This is a genomic window from Stenotrophomonas sp. TEPEL (assembly GCF_004348785.1).
GTDB lineage: Bacteria > Pseudomonadota > Gammaproteobacteria > Xanthomonadales > Xanthomonadaceae > Stenotrophomonas > Stenotrophomonas indicatrix.
This window is the reverse complement of record NZ_QQXJ01000001.1, coordinates 1,397,944-1,414,369: the sequence shown is the minus strand read 5'-3', so window position 1 is coordinate 1,414,369 and position 16,426 is coordinate 1,397,944. Positions and strand designations below refer to the sequence as shown.

Genomic DNA, 16,426 nt, shown 5'->3' with positions numbered 1-16,426 from the left:
GTGCGAACCGTTGGTTCGCACCGCCTGACCCGCCGGGCGCGGCCCGGCGCTACCAATGTTGGGATTCCGGTAGTGCCGGCCGCTGGCCGGCAGCCTCATTGGTGCGCGGAGGCTGCAACCACCCCGATGCTTCGATGAAACCGCGCACCGCAACCGGATCGCTGTAATCCAGCTCGATCATCCGTGCGATTGCCGCCTGCTCATCCGGCTGCTGCCGCATGTACTCCTGCGCGATGCGGTAACACGCGTAGTACCCCACATCACTCACCCCGAACGCATTACGGGCGCTGTTGTACAGCCAGTTGTCCAGCGCATCGCCATCCATCTCCGCACTGAAGCGAGCGCGGATCTCCGATTCGTGCAACGGGCCATAGGTGTACAGCGGCAGTGCCGGGCGGCGACCGCTGATCCGCTCGGCGATGTACTCGGCCACGCCTTCGCGCACCGCGTACTGCGCGAGCGATCCGGTGGTCTCGCGCTGTTGGGTGTGCACGTACTCATGCAGGTTGTTCTGCGCGTTGTTCGCGCCGGGCGCGCTGTCGTAGAAGGCCCGCAGGCGACTGCGCAACGGCTCCGGCAGTTCACTGACATCCACGCTTGCATCGCCGAGTGCCATCTCCGCACCGATCAGCACCTGGTCCCCCTGCGTGGTGCCTCCTGTGCGCAGCACGCCCACCGCATAGGTGATGCTGGCCGGGCGCAGGGCGGGGTAGAGCCTGTGGAACACAGCCAGATCCTGCTCGAGCGTGGCGCTGGCCTGCCGGGCGTTGGCAGTCAGCGGCCGCACCGAGGCCCAGAAGCGCGGCCAGGCGAGCATTGCTTGTGCGTATTCGGCGGCGGTGTAGTTGCGCACCTTCATCAGCGCATGCAAGCCAGGGCTGCCGGGCTCGATATAGCGCTGCTGCACCAGGGCCACCCGCTGCGCGGCATCGGGCTCGGCGAGTACCGCATCATAAGTAGCCCAGAAGCGGCCGATGTCGTCGGTCCGCACCTGTGCAGGCGATGCCGCAGCGGCGGCAAACGGCAGCAGCAGGGCGAGCATCAGCGGCAGTGGCAGGCGCATCCATCGCTCCGGGGCAGGGTCGCAGGTGAGATGCGGCGCGTGGCGGAAAGGTTTAGAGGCCCGCAGCGGGGGTAGTGCCGGCCGCTGGCGGGCAACCTGGTAGATCCCCGGCTTCACCCAACCCGAAAAAGTACGGTAGAATGCCCACCCCGCCGAAAGGCCGGGGCGTTTGCATGGGCCGTTAGCTCAGTCGGTAGAGCAGAAGACTTTTAATCTTTTGGTCGATGGTTCGAATCCATCACGGCCCACCAATGCATCAATGACTGAGGCGCCTGCTGGGCGCCTTTTTCGTGCGCACGCAGAAAAGGCCGCCGCCGCAGATCACCCCATCATTCCGCGTCCGAAGAATCAAACTTCTGCCGGCATCGGCGGAAGTCCTCTGCATGCGCGACCACCCATGTCCACATGGGAATCATCAGCACAAGAAGGTCTTTGCCCAGCGGCGTGATGCTGTACTCCACACGCGGCGGCACTTCGTGGTGATCCTGTCGGCTGATCAACCCGTCCCGCTCCAGTTGCCGGAGCGTGCGCGTGAGCATGCGCTGGGTGATCCCCTTCATCCGGCGCGCGACCTCGGCATGACGCAGCGTTCCATACACGCCAAGCGCATGGATGATGCCGAGCGACCAGCGGCTGCCGGCGTGCGCCAGAACCTCGCGGCGCAGGCCGTCTTCGTCCTCGCTCATGCCGTCGCATATGGCTTGAGAATGCCGCAGGAGCTCTTGCGGACTCATGAACGGTGCGGTCGGTATCATCGATGTGCCTTCTTACGTGTGGGCCATGAGGCGAGCAGAATCGCCGCCATCGTACACACACAAGGCGAATTCAATGTCATCCCATATCAGCGCCATCCCGTCACGTTCGATCCTGGTGCTCGGCGCAGGCGAGCTTGGAATGCCTGTCATCCGCAACCTTGCACGTCTGGCCGCAAACCATGCCGGGACACAGATCAGCGTGATGCTGCGGGCGGCGTCGATCGACTCAGCTCTGCCTGAAAAGCAGCGGATCGTTGATGAACTCCACTCGCTGGGGGTGGACATCGTCGCCGGTGATCTGGTGACAGAAACGGTGGACGCGCTGGCGGCCACCTTCGCGCAGTTCGATACCGTGATTGGATGCACCGGCTACGCCGCAGGTCGCAATACGCCGATGAAAGTGGCGCGCGCGGCGGTGAAGTCCGGCATCCCCCGGTACTTCCCGTGGCAGTTCGGTGTCGACTTTGATGCCATCGGACGCGGTGGCCCGCAGGACCTGTTCGACGCGCAGTTGGACGTGCGCGAGTATCTGCGTTCGCAGACCGCGATGGACTGGGTGATCATTTCCACTGGGATGTTCACCAGCTACCTCTTCGAACCCGATTTCGGCGTGGTCGACCTGATTGGGCATAAAGTGAACGCGCTGGGCTCGGCGAGCAACGCGGTCACCCTGACCACGCCGGATGACATCGGCGAAATGACAGCGCGCATCGTGTTCCACACACCTGCGATCCGCAATGAGATCGTGTATCTGGCAGGCGACACCATCCGTTACGGTGACCTTCCGGATATCCTGCAGAAGGCGTTCGGCGAACCTTTCGAGCTGGTGATCTGGGGCGTACCCCAGCTCATGCAGGAACTGGCTGACGACCCGGCCAACATGATCAAGAAGTATCGCGCGGCCTTTGCCCAAGGCAGGGGCGTTGCGTGGGATGTGGAGCGCACGTTCAATGCGAAGATCGGGGCCGCGCTGCAAGGCGTACAGGCGTGGCTGGATTGCAACGTGCAGCGCTCCTGATTTGCCGCTGCATTGTGAAGAGGCGCCCGCCGGACGCCTATTTCATTGCCGTCACCGTCAGTGCGATCACTTCGGCCGCGCGTCGCGGCACAGCAGTTCCCGAATGGCCCGGTAGTCGGAGTCAGACGATGGAGCCTCGGTCGCGGATCGCATGCCTATCCCCTGAAATGCCGGAAAAACTGTCGAGTGAGCATCGGGCAAGGAAGGCCCCACGCGCGGTGGGTGGAAGAATAAAGCGGTGCAACCTGCTGTCCGAAAGGAAGAAGCAGGTTCTTTCCAGTGTTCTGGTAGACGGTTCGAATCCATCACGGCCCACCATTGCAGGCAATGACTCCGGTCATCCAGAAAGGCACCGCCAAGCGGTGCCTTTTTTGTTGCAGAACGGTGAGGGCCTACCTGGACTTTGCGCCCTGGGAACGGGCTGCCTCGCGGTCTGCCGCTACCTGTGCGGCAATCGCGGCCGCGTTCGCAGCACGCTCCACTGCGGCGCGTTCAGCGTCGAACCGGGCCTGCCGCTGGGCGCTGTAATTGCGCTCCAGTTCCAGCGAGGCAGTGAAGCTGTCGGGGTGCTTTGCGGCGCACGCCTGCTGCACCAATTGCACGGCGCGGTCGGATAACCCGGGTTGGATGTTGCCGAGCAGGCAGTCGGCGTACGGCACGGGCGCGGCGGGGCTTGCGGCCAGCGCGGCAATGATCATGGCATTCAACATGCGAACCTCCTTGTGTCAGTGTCGATGGAACACGGGACGGGCCCGGTCCGATTATGGGCAGGATTATGGTGCAGTGTTCCTACTCAGGCCGGATATCCCGGCATACCAGTTCCGCCAGCCCGCGGAAGGCGAAGAACAGCCCTTCGACCACGCCGTCATCCAGATGCCGGTCCGGCGTTGCGATTGATCGGCAGCGATCGGCGGCGTGCAGCATCTCTGCCACGGTCAGCATGCCGACGGCCGCCCGCTCCACGCGTGACAGTGCCAGCCTGCGCCCTGCGGGAAGGCCGGTATCAGGCCAGGGCTGGCCGTCTGCACCTTCACCCGCGCGGATGCGCTCGAGGCAGCCCAGGAACGTGCTCAGTTCGGGCGCAGGGTTGTCATCGTCGTCGTTGACGCTGGCGGCATATGAGGCATAGGGCGGACCTTCGGTCATCTCGGCTTCCTCGGCTCTGGGGTGGGAATGCCACCGCGCAGGACGGGTGGCGGACGGTGCATGGCTGCAAGCCGGGAAGACGGGAAGCAGTTAACCGGCGGATCCGAAGACCCCCACGCACCGCCCGCCATAAAGGCCGACGGATCACCCGCCGGCACGGTCCGGAGACAGTGCCGACGGGTGAGCGCAAACAACATGCTTTTTGTCTTCCCAGGCTTGCAGGCCCGGTGCCACCCGTTGTCGGCGGCGCAGCATGGTGTTTACGCCTGCGCCTGGATTTCAATCAGAAATTTCCGCAAGGGCATGCGGAATCCAGACGCGCGACGATGGTGGCGCAGGCCTGTCTCGCGCAGCAAGCGTCAGTACACGACGCATTCGTTTCCGCGGCTGGTTGATCGCGCTGGAAGATGCCGCAAACCGCGCATTACGATGCATCTGCCGTGAACCAGCGCGTGTAAAGCTGGCTTCACTTTCGCTATCAATGTCTTCTGTGCGTTCCAGTTGTACCCCCCGCATTTCGGTGCAGGTGCGACGGTAGCGGCGTCCTCGGCGGTTCAAACGCGACACGTGACGGTGCACGCGCGGTATGGGGGCGTACCCGGGCGCGAGTCACGGCAAGTCATCCAGGCATGGCGTGGATCTACGCATCTGGAATGCGCCAATGCGGGCGTCCTGGCGCTATGCTCGGCTTCTTTCGCTGGATGGGATGCCCATGCGCTTGATCGTGCTGTCGCTGTTGTTGTCCTGTGTCTCCGCCGCGCCGCTGATGGCCGCCGAACCGGCGCCTCAGCCGACGGTCGCCTCCCCATTGGTCATCGGCGAGACCTTCACCCTCCAGTCCAAGGCGCTGGGCGAGACCCGCCGCATCAACGTCTACCGCCCGCAGCCGTGGGGCCTGGACCCGAAGACGCCGCTGCCGGTGCTGTACATGCCCGACGGCGGCATCGGCGAGGACTTCCTGCACGTGGCCGGGCTGGTGCAGGTGCTGACCGGCAACGGCAGCATGCGCCCGTTCCTGCTGGTTGGAATCGAGAACACCGAGCGCCGCCGCGACATGACCGGCCCCAGCAACGTGGCGGAGGATCGGAAGATCGCGCCGCGCATCGGTGGCTCGGCGGCGTACCGTGATTTCCTGCGCGGTGAACTGATGCCGCAGGTGCGCCAGCGCTATGCGACTACCGACGAGCGAGCACTGATCGGTGAATCGCTGGCCGGGTTGTTCGTGGTCGAGACGCTGCTGCAGGAACCGGCCTTGTTCAACAGCTATATCGCGCTGGACCCCAGCCTGTGGTGGAACGGCGGCGCCTTGCTGTCTGGCGCAGGCAAGCAGGTGCCGTCCGTCGCGCGCAGCGGTGCGCGGCTGTTCCTGGCCAGCAGTGGCCAACCGGAACTGGCTGCGTCGAGCGCACGCTTGGCGGCGGTGCTGCAGCAGGCATCGCCGGCAACGCTGGTGAAGTACCAGCCGCTGCCGGAAGAGACCCACGCCACGATCTACCACCCGGCGGCGCTGCAGGGCCTGCGTACGTTGTTCCCGGTACCGCCGCCGGCATCGCCTTGAGAGGTTTGGCGCGACCCACGCGCTGTTGCAGGTACTTCCGGGTGAAGGGCCGTATACCGGCGGTTGACGGCCGGTTCCATCCACGCATGGCGTGGATCTACTGGCAGGATTTTCCGTTCACGCAACGGTGCGCATCGCAGTAGATCCACGCCAAGCGTGGATGCACCAATAGATCCACGCCAAGCGTGGATACAACGGCAGATCCACGCCATGCGTGGCTGCACCAGTAGATCCACGCCATGCGTGGATGGCAGCCTCAGGCCGCGCTCGCCTGCGGCGCCGGCATCAGCGCGGCATCGGCGGCATGGCGGAAGCACAGCCGGATCGCATCCAGCAGCTCGCTCATGTTGTAGGGCTTGGGCAGGAAATGGATGCCTTCGTGCAGTTGCGGCAGCACGGCATGCTGGTCCATGCCGGAGGTCACCAGGATCGGCAGCTGCGGATACAGGCTGCGCACGCGGTTGGCGGCCTCGATGCCGCTGACCAGGCCGAGATTGACGTCGGTGAACATCAGGTCGAAGCGCTCTCCAGCGGCCAGCAGGCCCAGCGCGGCTTCGGCGCTGCTGACGCCTGCGACGTGGCAGGCCTGGCTCTCCAGCGCCATCCGGCTCAGTTCACGGGTTTCCTCGGCGTCTTCGATCAGCAGGACGCGTGGTTCAACGTGGCGCTTGGACAGCAGCATGACGCAACAACTCCGGACGGCAGGGCATGAAAGGCGCGCAAGTATGCGCAAGCCCCCAGTGATCCCCGTGTGCAGGATCGGCTAAGCCGGCGTTACAGCGTGCGGTTGCGCTGGCGCCGCACATGCCAAGCCAGCGCCGCCACCGCCAGCAGCGCGGTGCCGATGCGCAGGCTGGTGACCTGCCAGCCGAGCGCAACGGCGTCGTCGAGGCTGAACACATTCCACGCCAGGTTCATCGACACGTGCAGGGCCAGACCGCACCACAAGGTATTGCCGTCGAGGTGGTCGAGCCAGGCGAAGATGAAACCGCCGAAGGCGATCACTACGCCGACGAACAGGGCCATGCCGCCGCCGTCGAAGCCGCCGAAGCCCAGCCAGTGCACCATGCCGAACAGCAGCGCCTGTGGCAGTGCGAGCAACGGCCACGGGCCGCGTACGATCTTCACCAGCAGCACGAAGCCGAGGCCGCGGAACAGCACTTCTTCGGCCAGCGGGAACAGCACGGCCAGCATCGTGGCGTCCAGCGTCGTCAGGGCCGTGTTGTGCGTCCCCAGCAGGGCCAGCCCCAGCCAGCACGGCACGCTGGCCAGCAGCACCCACAACAGGCCACGCATGCCGTTCCCGCGCAGGCCGAGGCTCGCCAGCAGGCCCACACCGCGAGGGCGCAGCAGCGTGGCCAGCAGCAGTGCGACCAGCACCGCCAGCGCGTTGTCCAGCAGGCTGCCACCGTAGGGCATGGGCAGGGCGGGAATCGGCGCGCCCAGCGCGGCACTGATGTCGCGCACGTTCAGGCCGAGGCCAACGCCAAGCAGCACCAGCAACAGGCGGACGCCTGTGGGAATCGAGTCACGGGCAGTCACATGCATTCCTTGCAGCGAGGTCGCGAGGCAGTCTGCAGGGCGGCGGACGTGGTGGCACGCGCCGGAAGTCTCTGTGCCATCGGTCATGCGTTGCCGCCCAGTCATCCGCACGCAGGTACAGTCGAGGCCAGACCGACAGGAGCAATGCGAATGCTGTGCCCCGTGTGCAAGACCCAGACCCTGCAGATGGCCGAGCGCCATGGCATCGAGATCGACTACTGCCCGAGCTGCCGTGGCGTATGGCTGGATCGTGGCGAACTCGACAAGATCATCGAGCGCGCCACCGACGGTGCAGGTGCCGCCATGCCGCCCCCAGGGCCCGCGCCGGTGCAACCGCAGGCCGCTCCGCCGCCGGTGATGCATCGCGATACCCGTCATCTCGGCCAGCGCCATGATGACAACCGGGGCCAGTACAGCCAGGGTTACAAGAAAAAGAAGAAGGAGAGCTTCCTCTCCGAGCTGTTCGATTTCTGACGCGGCTCAGGGCCGGCGCAGGATGAACTCGCGGTCGCGGCTGTCGCCGACGATGAAGTCATACTCGCCGGCCTTGCTGCAGCCGTAGCGCGCGTAGAAGCGCTGCGCGCCGAAGTTCTCTTCCCACACGCCCACCCACAGGGTGCGGCGCTGTGGCTGGTCCAGCCAGGCCATGAACGTGTCCATCAGGCGCGCGCCGTGGCCGCCGTTCTGGTGGCTGGCCAGCATGTACAGCCGCTTCAGTTCGATGTCGCCTTCGCGTGCTTCGGCATGCGGCAGGGTGTTGGCACCGGCGGCCAGATAGCCCACCACCGTCTCACCCTCCAGCAGCAGCCACACCGCGCTGCGCGGGTCGGACAGCTCCGCTCGCTGCGGCTCGGTGCCGTAGTGATCCTGCAGGAACGCGTGCAGATCCTGCGGCGGATAGGAATCGCCCCAGGTTTCGGTATAGGTCGCGATGGCGATCGCCGACAACGCGTCGACGTCGGCCAGGGTGGCGCGGCGGATATGCAACGACATGGTGCAGCCTGCAATGGAACGTGCGGCAGTGTAGCCGGCCCCGGCGGTTGCCGGGGCTGGCTGCTGCTCATGATCCGCTGCTCAGAACCACATGCGGATGCCGGCGACCCAGCGCGTGTCGCGTGCATGGTCGCCGGCATGGTCGGCGGTATCACCGAAAGCCCGTTCGTGGCTGATGCCGATGTACGGGGCGAAGCGGCGATTGAACTCGTAGCGAAGGCGCAGGCCGGCTTCGACCTTGTTGAGGCCGCGGCCGATGCCGTGCTCCGGTTCGTCCTTGCTGGCCACGGTCGCTTCCAGCAGGGGCTGCAGGATCAACCGGTTGGTCAACAGCACGTCGTATTCGATCTCGGCCTTGGCCATCAGCTGACCACCGGAACCGGCATACAGCGTGGCCGAGCTTTCGAACTTGTACGGCGCCAAGCCCTGGATGCCGATGGCCGCCCAGGTGCGTGAATCGGCGGGGCGGAAGTCCTGGCGTACACCGACCAGCACGTCCCACCACGGCGAAATTGCACGCCCGTACAGCGCTTCCACGCCTGATGATTCCGTGCGGCCTTCACTGCGTTCGCCATCGGTGCGCAGCCACAGGCGGTTGATGTTGCCGCCGATCCAGCCGCTGGCCTCCCAGGCTTGGCCGTTGCCGTTCTTTCCATCCCAGTGCTCCAGGCGATCGATCAGCAGCAGGCTGTGGATCTCCGGGGCGTGCTCCATCGCACCATGCGCGATGGGGGGGAACGCGGCCGCACGATCAGCATCGGTGGGGACAGGTATCGGCTCGCGCGGCTGCGTCGGCGCGGGTGTGCCGTGGCCCATTGTCGCGTGATCCATCGCGCCATGGTCCATCGTCGAATGGTCCATCGCACCGTGATCCATCTTCGAATGGTCCATCGCCGAATGATCCACGTCGGCCGCTGGCGTGGCATCGGCAGGAGGCGCGTGTGCGGTCATGTCATGGCCGGCACGGGACTGCGCGAATGCCGGCAGTGCGGCCAACAGGCCGAGGGTCAACAGGCTTGGGGCAAGCAGGGAACGGCTCATTCTTCGATCCTCACTTCGCGCATCATGCCTGCTTCCATGTGGTACAGCAGATGGCAGTGGTAGGCCCATCGGCCGAGTGCATCGGCGCGTACGCGATAGGTGCGGCGTGTACCGGGCGGCATGTCGATGGTGTGCTTGCGCAGCTGGAATTCACCCTGTGCGTTTTCCAGGTCGCTCCACACGCCATGCAGGTGGATCGGATGCTGCATCATGGTGTCGTTGACCAGCACGATGCGCATGCGCTCGCCGTAGTTCAGGCGCAGCGGTTCGGCGCCGGCGAAGGGAATGCCGTCGAACGACCAGGAGAACTTTTCCATGTGGCCGGTCAGGTGCAGCTCGATCTCGCGGCCGGGCTCGCGGCCATCGGGGTCTTCGAACAGGCTGCGCATCGCACCATAGGTCAGCACCTGGCGGCCGTTGTCGCGCAGGCCGATGCCGGGGTCGTCCAGCTTCGGCTCGGTGGCCGAACTCTGCATGTCCACCAGCGGATTGTTGCGCTCGCTGGCCGGATGCTTTGGCGCTTTGCTGGCGGTATCGCCGCCGCCATGTGCGCCGTGGCCCATGCTGGCACCGCAGCCGCCTTCCATCCCCTTCATTGCTGCCATGTCGTGGCCGCCGTGGCCGCCGCCGCCCATGTCGCGACCCATGTCGCCCATCGTCAGCAACGGGCGCGGATCGCGCGCGGGAATCGGTGCCTGCAGCCCATGCCGCACGGCGAGGGTGCCGGCGGCATAACCAGTGCGGCCCATGTCCTGGCAGAAGAGGGTGAAGGCGTCCTGGCCGCTGGGTTCCACCAGTACGTCGTAGGTTTCGGCCGGGGCGATGCGGAACTCGTCGATGCTGACCGGATGGATGTACTGGCCGTCGGCGGCGACCACGGTCATCTTCAGGCCGGGAATGCGCACGTCGAAGTAGGTCATCGACGCACCGTTGATGAAACGCAGCAGCACCTTTTCGCCACTGCGGAACAGCCCGGTCCAGTTGCCGGCCGGCGCGGTCCCGTTCATCAGGTAGGTGTAGGTGTGCGCGTTGATGTCGGAGATGTCGCTGGGCGTCATCCGCATCCGGCCCCACATGCCGCGGTCGGACAGCGCGGCCGACCAGCCATCGCGACGGGCGTCGCGCAGGAAGTCCGGCAGGGTGCGCTTGTAGTAGTTGTCGTGCTCGGCGAGCTTCTTCATGCGCCGGAACAACGCGCCGGGATCCATGTCGGTCCAGTCGGACAGCATGATCACGTGCTCGCGGTCATGCCGGTACGGCGCCGGTTCGGCCGGGTCGATGATCAGCGCGCCGTACAGCCCGGCCTGTTCCTGGAACAGCGAATGGCTGTGATACCAGTAGGTGCCGGACTGCTTGAGGTCGAAGTGGTAGTGGTAGGTCTCGCCGGGGCCGATGCCGTTGAAGCTCAGGCCGGGCACGCCATCCATGCTGGCCGGCAGCAGGATGCCGTGCCAGTGGATCGAAGTAGGGTGCCGGCCGAGCGTGTTGCGCACGAACAGGTCCACGGTCTGGCCTTCGCGCCAGCGCAGGATCGGTGCCGGCAGCGATCCGTTGACGGTGATCGCCGGGCGGCTACGGCCGGTGAAGTTGGCCAGCGACTCGCCGATCGCCAGTTCGACGCGGGTATCGCTGATGACTGCCGGAGCGCTGGCCAGGCGGGGTGCAGCAGAAGCGGCGGCGAGCGCGCGCTGCGGGATGCCGGCCGCGGCGATGCCGGCAACCACGCCGCCAGCAGCGATGCCTTGCACGAACAGACGGCGCGACGGCATGGGCACAGCGCCCGGGCCGGGAGGAATACGGGTGCTCATGGTGGTGACTCCAAACACGGAAAGACGCCAGCGCAGGGCTGGCTTCAGTGCGCAGCGCGCACGAGGCGTGTTGGATCAGCCGATGGGAGGGCGTGAGATCGGCGGCAGCGGCGGTGCCGGGCGGCCATTGGCAGGCATCGGCTGCGGGGCCAGGGAAAGACCGGGCCCCGCCAGGAACGGCAGCGCTTGCACGGCCAGCAGCGGGTGCTGGGCACAGCTGCGCACGCAGTCCTTGATCTGGCAGTGTGCGTCGTCGGCGGGGGCCTTGGCCTGCGGCGCCTCGTCGGCCGTCATGCCGGCGTGGTGGTGGCAGTCGGCGTCGCCTTCATCGGTCATCGCCGAGGCCATCGCATGGGCCATGCGGCCCATGTCCTCGTGTCCGCTGGCCATGGCCGCGTTCAGCCCGTTGAGCAACAGGCTGAGCATGAGCACGACACGGAGCAGGGTCGAGGCGACGGACATGGCGCTAATCTAGCGGCAAGTGGGCGGACATGCACATCCGGCTGAACGGGTGGTTCAAGGTTTGAGCCGGGCGAGGGTGCGCAATCGCGCAGCCTGGTAGCGCCGGGCCATGCCCGGCGAGCGTGAAGCGCGGTCGATATGCGGGCCGCCGGGCATGGCCCGGCGCTACCGGGTCATCCCTCTTCGCGCACGATCTCGACCAACCTCGGGCCATAGCGGCTGAGCTTGGTGCCGCCGATGCCACCGACCCGGGCCAGCTCGTCCAGCGAGGTCGGGCGCTGTTCGGCGATGTTGCGCAGGGTGCTGTCGTGGAAGATCACGAAGGCCGGCACGTTCTGCTCGCGCGCCAGCTCGGCGCGCAGGCCGCGCAGCGCGTTGAACAGGGCCAGGTCCTGCGGCAGCACCGACAGGCCGGTGCGCTGCGCGCTGCGTTCGCGCCCGGCGCTGGCACTGACCGCATCGCGGCGCATGCTGATCTGGCGGCGACCGGTCAGCACATCGCGGCTGGCATCGGTCAGGCGCAGGCCACCGTGGCCCTCGCTGTCCACTTCCAGCAGGCTGGCGGCCACCAGCTGGCGGAACACGCTGCGCCAGGTGCGTGCATCCAGGTCGCGGCCGATGGCGTAGGTGCTCAGCTTGTCGTGGCCTTGCTGCTTGACCTTCTCGTTCTCGCTGCCGCGCAGGACGTCGATCAGGTGGCCGACGCCGAAGCGCTGGCCGCTGCGGTAAACACAACTCAACGCCTTCTGTGCAGGGATGGTGGCATCCCAGGCCGCCGGCGGTGTCAGGCAGTTGTCGCAGTTGCCGCAAGGCTTGGGATAGGTCTCGCCGAAACCGGCCAGCAGCACCTGCCGGCGGCACTGCATCGATTCGCAGTACCCCAGCAGGTGGTCGAGCTTGGACCGCTCCAGCTGCTTGCGCTCCTCGCTGGCCTCGGACTGCTCGATCATCTGCTTGAGCAGCACCACATCGCCCAGGCCGTAGCAGAGCCAGGCCTCGGCGGCCTCGCCATCGCGACCGGCGCGGCCGGTTTCCTGGTAGTAGCCTTCCATCGACTTGGGCAGGTCGGTATGGGCGACGAAGCGTACGTCCGGCTTGTCGATGCCCATGCCGAAGGCGATGGTCGCGCACATGACGATGCCGTCCTCGCGCAGGAAACGGCGCTGGTTGTTGGCACGCACTTCCGCGGGCAGGCCGGCGTGGTAGGGCAGGGCGTTGAACCCCTGCGTGCACAGGAACTCAGCGGTTTCCTCCACCTTGCGCCGTGACATGCAGTAGACGATGCCGGCCTCGCTGCGATGGCTGCGCAGGAAATCGCTCAGCTGCTTGCGGGCGTTGTCCTTCTGCACCACGGTGTAGCGGATGTTGGGGCGATCGAAGGAGCTGACGAAGTGACGTGCTTCGGCCAGGTCCAGGCGCTCGGCGATCTCGCGCTGGGTTGGCGGGTCGGCGGTGGCGGTCAAAGCGATCCGCGGAATCTCCGGCCAGCGCTCGTGCAGGACGGTCAGCTGCCGGTATTCGGGGCGGAAGTCGTGGCCCCATTGCGACACGCAATGGGCTTCGTCGATGGCGAACAGGGCGATCCGGCTGCGCGACAGCAGCGACAGGAAGCGGCCGGTCAGCAGGCGCTCGGGAGCGACATAGAGCATGTCGAGCTCACCGGCGAGCAGTTCGCGTTCGACCCGGCCGGCCGTTTCGGCGTCCAGGGTCGAGTTCAGGAATTCGGCGCGCACGCCGAGCTGGCGCAGGGCTTCGACCTGGTCCTGCATCAGCGCGATCAGCGGCGAGATGACGATGCCGCAACCGTCACGCAGCAGGGCGGGCACCTGGTAGCACAGCGACTTGCCGCCACCGGTAGGCATCAGCACCAGGGCATCGTGACCGGCAGCCACATGCTCCACGATGTCCTGCTGCGGACCACGGAAATCGTCGTAACCAAAGACGCGGCGGAGCAGGTCGTGCGCGGGACGGGAAGCCATCCGGCTAGTTTACCCCGGCGGGGGTTCGGCCGGGTTGCACCCGGCACCTGCTGTGGTGCCGGCCGCTGGCCGGCAACCTGGCAACTGCAACAGCAACAGCAACAGCCGGCTCTGGGGTGGATCCGTGGTTTGGCGGTGCGGTGTCGGATTGCGGGGACGCCGCAAGTACGTCCCTGTAGGCTTGGCCGCGGCATCCATGCCGCGGACACCCCGCAATCCGACACCGCCCCACCNTCGACAGNTTCCCGGTGACGGTAGGTCCATCTCAATCGAAATCGAAATCGAAATCGAAATCGAATATTTCGACAATTGANCGAANAGCATCCACGCATGGCGTGNATCTACGTGTCGACCAAGGTCGCCACCCACCAAGAGCAAGCCATGCCATCCCGACAGATTGCGGATATCTGTCGAAGGCGGGGTGGGTCCGGTTGNGGGGGCGTGAGCGCCATGGATGGCGCGACCGAGCTTACATGGACGTACTTGCAGCGTGCCCCGCAACCGGACCCACCCCGGCCTCCCGCAGGAACCCCGCTGTTGCCGTTGCATTTGCGGTTGCTGTTGCTTCGGCTGTTGCTTCGGCTGTTGCCGCAGCCTCTGCGGGTGCCGGGCGCAGCCCGGCCATGAACCTACCTTCGGACCTGGCCTTCGCCGCGCACCACGAAACGTTCGACCGTCAGCGCTTCCAGCCCCATCGGGCCATAGGCGTGCAGGCGCGTGGTGGAGATGCCGATCTCGCTGCCGAGGCCAAGCTGGCCACCATCGGAAAAACGCGAAGACGCGTTGACCATCACCACCGCCGAGCGCAATGCGCCGACGAAACGCTCGGCACTGGCTGCGTCTTCAGTGGCGATCACTTCGGTGTGGTCGGAGGTATAGCGACGGATGTGCGCGATCGCTGCATCAAGATCGTCGACCACGCGGACCGCCAGTACCAGATCAAGGAATTCGGCGGCATAGTCGTCTTCGCTGGCCGCGGTGCTCCCCGGCAGCAATGGCTGCGCGCGCTCGTCTGCGCGCAGCTGCACGCCACGTTCGGCCAGCGCCTGTGCAGCGCGCGGCAGGAACGCTGCGGCAATGTCCCGGTGCACCAGCAGGGTTTCCAGTGAATTGCACGCGGACGGGCGACTGCACTTGCCATCCACCAGCAGATCGAGCGCTTTGGCTGCATCGGCACTGGCATCGACGAACAGGTGGCAGACGCCCTTGTAGTGCTTGATGACCGGCACGCGCGCGTGCTCGGCGACGAAGCGGATCAGGCCTTCGCCACCACGCGGAATGGCCAGGTCGATCAGTTCGTGCAGCTGCAGCAGTTCCAGCATGGCTTCGCGGCGCAGGTCGGTCAGCACCGTCACAGCGGCAGGGGGCACGCCGTTGGCCTTCAATGCCCCCGCCAACGCCTGGGCGATGGCGGTATTGGAATGGATCGCCTCCGAGCCGCCACGCAGGATCACGCCGTTGCCCGCCTTCAGGCACAGCGCGGCGGCTTCGGCGGTCACGTTCGGGCGTGCTTCGTAGATCATCGCGATCACTCCCAGCGGGACGCGCACCTTCTGGACGCGGATGCCGTTCGGACGCACCTCGTCGCGGGTCACCTGCCCGACCGGGTCCGGCAGGCCGGCCACCTCGCGCACGGCGTCGGCCATCGCCAGCAGGCGCGCCGGGTCAAGTGCCAGGCGGTCGAGCATCGCGCTGCCCACGCCTTTGTCGCGGGCGGCGGCCAGGTCGCGTGCATTGCCTGCAAGAATCTGTCCGGCATTGACCTCCAGCGCCTGCGCCATCGCCTGCAGCAGTGTCCTGCGTGCATCGCTGTCCAGGCCGGCAACCACCTGGGCCGCGTCGCGGCAGGCACGCGCCTGCGATTCGATCTCACTCATCGGCATATCCTGCAATGGATTCATGGCAGCACCAGATCGTCGCGATGAACGACGGTACCGCCGTAGTTGTAGCCGAGCACGGTCTGGATGTCGCGGGTGTGGCGGCCGGCAATGCGGCGCACGTCATCGGCGGCGTACTGGCTGACGCCACGGGCCACGCACACCCGGCCGGCGTCGCTGTTCCAGCATACCTGCACCATGTCACCGCGCCGGAACGCGCCGTCGGCACCGGTGATGCCACCGGGCAGCAGCGATGCCCCCTTCTCGCGCATTGCCTGGGCGGCGCCGGCATCGATCAGGATCGCGCCTTCGGCGAGCGGAGCATGGCGCAGCCAGTGCTTGCGGGCCGCCTCGCGGCTGCGTGCTGCATGGATACGGGTGCCGAACAGGCGATCCTGCGCCAGCGCGCGCACCACCTCGCCGCTGCGGCCGTTGAACAGGTAGGTTTCGATGCCGACACGGCCGGCCTTGGCTGCGGCCTCAAGCTTGGTGCGCATGCCGCCGGTACCGGCGACCGAACCGGCGCCGCCAGCCATCGCCAGCACGGCATCGTTCAACTCGGCCACTTCATGCAGTGGCCGGGAATCGGCATGCGTGCGCGGATCTGCACTGTAGAGACCGTCGATGTCGGTGGCGATGAACAGTGCATCGGCATCGACCAGCGCTGCCACCGTCGCGGCCAGGTTGTCGTTGTCACCGAGCTTGAGCTCATCCACCGAAACGGTGTCGTTCTCGTTGACCACCGGCAGCGCACCCAGCCGCAGCAGCTCGTTGAGGGTTGCCCGCGCATTGAGATAGCGGCGGCGGTTGCGCAGATCGTCATGGGTCAGCAGCACCTGCGCCACCGGGCGCTCGAAGAAGCGCTGCCACAGACCGATCAGCTGCGCCTGGCCCAGCGCCGCCAACGCCTGCCGCGCCGCCATCGCCGCACCGGGTTCATCAGCCCGGGGCAGGATCGCGCGGCCGGCAGCGACCGCGCCGGAGGAGACGATGACGACCTCGCGCCCGGCCAGCACGTTGGCCGAAACGAACTGGGCCAGGCCCAGCGCGTGGCGCGGCGACAGGCCACCACCGTCGGCGGCCAGCAGGCTGCTGCCGACCTTGAGCACGGCGCGCCGCCACGACGGCAGCGCTTGTTCGGGGAACGGCGATGCAACGTGGGCGGCGTGGACGGTCATCAGGGG

The 16,426-nt window shown here is 66.4% G+C and carries 16 protein-coding genes and 1 tRNA gene; 4 read left to right on the top strand and 13 right to left on the bottom strand.

Annotated elements, in window-relative coordinates; genetic code table 11:
• Window positions 1–49 precede the first annotated feature (49 nt).
• Entirely contained in the window at window positions 50–1,063 is a 1,014-nt protein-coding gene (locus TEP_RS06280; protein WP_132824656.1) for a hypothetical protein, read from the bottom strand.
• A gap of 175 nt (window positions 1,064–1,238) precedes the next feature.
• Here TEP_RS06280 and TEP_RS06275 point away from each other — a divergent pair.
• Window positions 1,239–1,314: transfer RNA gene (locus TEP_RS06275), tRNA-Lys, on the top strand.
• Between the two features lie 78 nt (window positions 1,315–1,392).
• Here the strand turns inward: TEP_RS06275 and TEP_RS06270 are convergent.
• Window positions 1,393–1,749, bottom strand: coding sequence for a helix-turn-helix domain-containing protein (locus TEP_RS06270; RefSeq protein ID WP_240790638.1), 357 nt, complete (start codon window positions 1,747–1,749; stop codon window positions 1,393–1,395).
• Window positions 1,750–1,891: 142 nt separating this feature from the next.
• On the opposite strand from TEP_RS06270, the gene TEP_RS06265 reads away from it, so the two are divergent.
• Window positions 1,892–2,836: an aromatic alcohol reductase gene (locus tag TEP_RS06265; protein WP_132824655.1), complete on the top strand. Its 945-nt coding sequence runs from the start codon at window positions 1,892–1,894 to the stop codon at window positions 2,834–2,836.
• A gap of 392 nt (window positions 2,837–3,228) precedes the next feature.
• On the opposite strand, the gene TEP_RS06260 is transcribed toward TEP_RS06265, so the two are convergent.
• Together TEP_RS06260 and TEP_RS06255 are read right to left on the bottom strand one after the other, a co-directional pair.
• The gene (locus TEP_RS06260; RefSeq protein ID WP_132824654.1) at window positions 3,229–3,546 is read right to left on the bottom strand and encodes a hypothetical protein; all 318 of its coding nucleotides are present in this window, start codon (window positions 3,544–3,546) and stop codon (window positions 3,229–3,231) included.
• A 79-nt stretch (window positions 3,547–3,625) separates the two neighbouring features.
• Window positions 3,626–3,982: a hypothetical protein gene (locus tag TEP_RS06255; protein ID WP_132824653.1), complete on the bottom strand. Its 357-nt coding sequence runs from the start codon at window positions 3,980–3,982 to the stop codon at window positions 3,626–3,628.
• Between the two features lie 712 nt (window positions 3,983–4,694).
• On the opposite strand from TEP_RS06255, the gene TEP_RS06250 reads away from it, so the two are divergent.
• Window positions 4,695–5,540 carry an alpha/beta hydrolase-fold protein gene (locus tag TEP_RS06250; RefSeq protein ID WP_132824652.1) on the top strand — a complete coding sequence of 282 codons (846 nt, stop codon included), beginning with the start codon at window positions 4,695–4,697 and terminating at the stop codon, window positions 5,538–5,540.
• Between the two features lie 256 nt (window positions 5,541–5,796).
• Here the strand turns inward: TEP_RS06250 and TEP_RS06245 are convergent, their stop codons facing one another.
• Both TEP_RS06245 and TEP_RS06240 read right to left on the bottom strand, forming a co-directional pair.
• On the bottom strand, window positions 5,797–6,222 hold the full coding sequence (locus TEP_RS06245) for a response regulator (protein WP_132824651.1): 426 nt from the start codon (window positions 6,220–6,222) through the stop codon (window positions 5,797–5,799).
• A 92-nt stretch (window positions 6,223–6,314) separates the two neighbouring features.
• Complete coding sequence (locus TEP_RS06240; protein WP_240790637.1) at window positions 6,315–7,082, bottom strand: CPBP family glutamic-type intramembrane protease; 768 nt, start codon at window positions 7,080–7,082, stop codon at window positions 6,315–6,317.
• 150 nt (window positions 7,083–7,232) lie between these two features.
• On the opposite strand from TEP_RS06240, the gene TEP_RS06235 reads away from it, so the two are divergent.
• On the top strand, window positions 7,233–7,556 hold the full coding sequence (locus tag TEP_RS06235; RefSeq protein ID WP_025874650.1) for a zf-TFIIB domain-containing protein: 324 nt from the start codon (window positions 7,233–7,235) through the stop codon (window positions 7,554–7,556).
• Between the two features lie 6 nt (window positions 7,557–7,562).
• Here the strand turns inward: TEP_RS06235 and TEP_RS06230 are convergent, their stop codons facing one another.
• The 7 genes from TEP_RS06230 to proB form a co-directional block, all read right to left on the bottom strand.
• Complete coding sequence (locus tag TEP_RS06230) at window positions 7,563–8,075, bottom strand: GNAT family N-acetyltransferase (protein WP_132824649.1); 513 nt, start codon at window positions 8,073–8,075, stop codon at window positions 7,563–7,565.
• An 81-nt stretch (window positions 8,076–8,156) separates the two neighbouring features.
• A complete protein-coding gene (locus TEP_RS06225) occupies window positions 8,157–9,116 on the bottom strand; it encodes a copper resistance protein B (protein ID WP_132824648.1) in 960 nt (319 codons plus the stop codon).
• Window positions 9,113–10,924, bottom strand: a complete 1,812-nt coding sequence (locus TEP_RS06220) for a copper resistance system multicopper oxidase (protein WP_132824647.1) — start codon at window positions 10,922–10,924, stop codon at window positions 9,113–9,115. Before TEP_RS06220 ends, TEP_RS06225 begins: the two co-directional genes overlap by 4 nt.
• Before the next feature lie 75 nt (window positions 10,925–10,999).
• Complete coding sequence (locus TEP_RS06215; RefSeq protein ID WP_132824646.1) at window positions 11,000–11,386, bottom strand: CopL family metal-binding regulatory protein; 387 nt, start codon at window positions 11,384–11,386, stop codon at window positions 11,000–11,002.
• Between the two features lie 173 nt (window positions 11,387–11,559).
• Window positions 11,560–13,365, bottom strand: coding sequence for a DNA helicase RecQ (gene recQ / locus TEP_RS06210; protein WP_025874645.1), 1,806 nt, complete (start codon window positions 13,363–13,365; stop codon window positions 11,560–11,562).
• Between the two features lie 629 nt (window positions 13,366–13,994).
• Entirely contained in the window at window positions 13,995–15,266 is a 1,272-nt protein-coding gene (locus TEP_RS06200; RefSeq protein WP_132824645.1) for a glutamate-5-semialdehyde dehydrogenase, read from the bottom strand.
• Window positions 15,263–16,420 (bottom strand): glutamate 5-kinase, encoded by a 1,158-nt coding sequence (gene proB, locus TEP_RS06195; RefSeq protein WP_132824644.1) that lies wholly within the window; start codon window positions 16,418–16,420, stop codon window positions 15,263–15,265. Before proB ends, TEP_RS06200 begins: the two co-directional genes overlap by 4 nt.
• Between the last annotated feature and the right edge of the window lie 6 nt (window positions 16,421–16,426).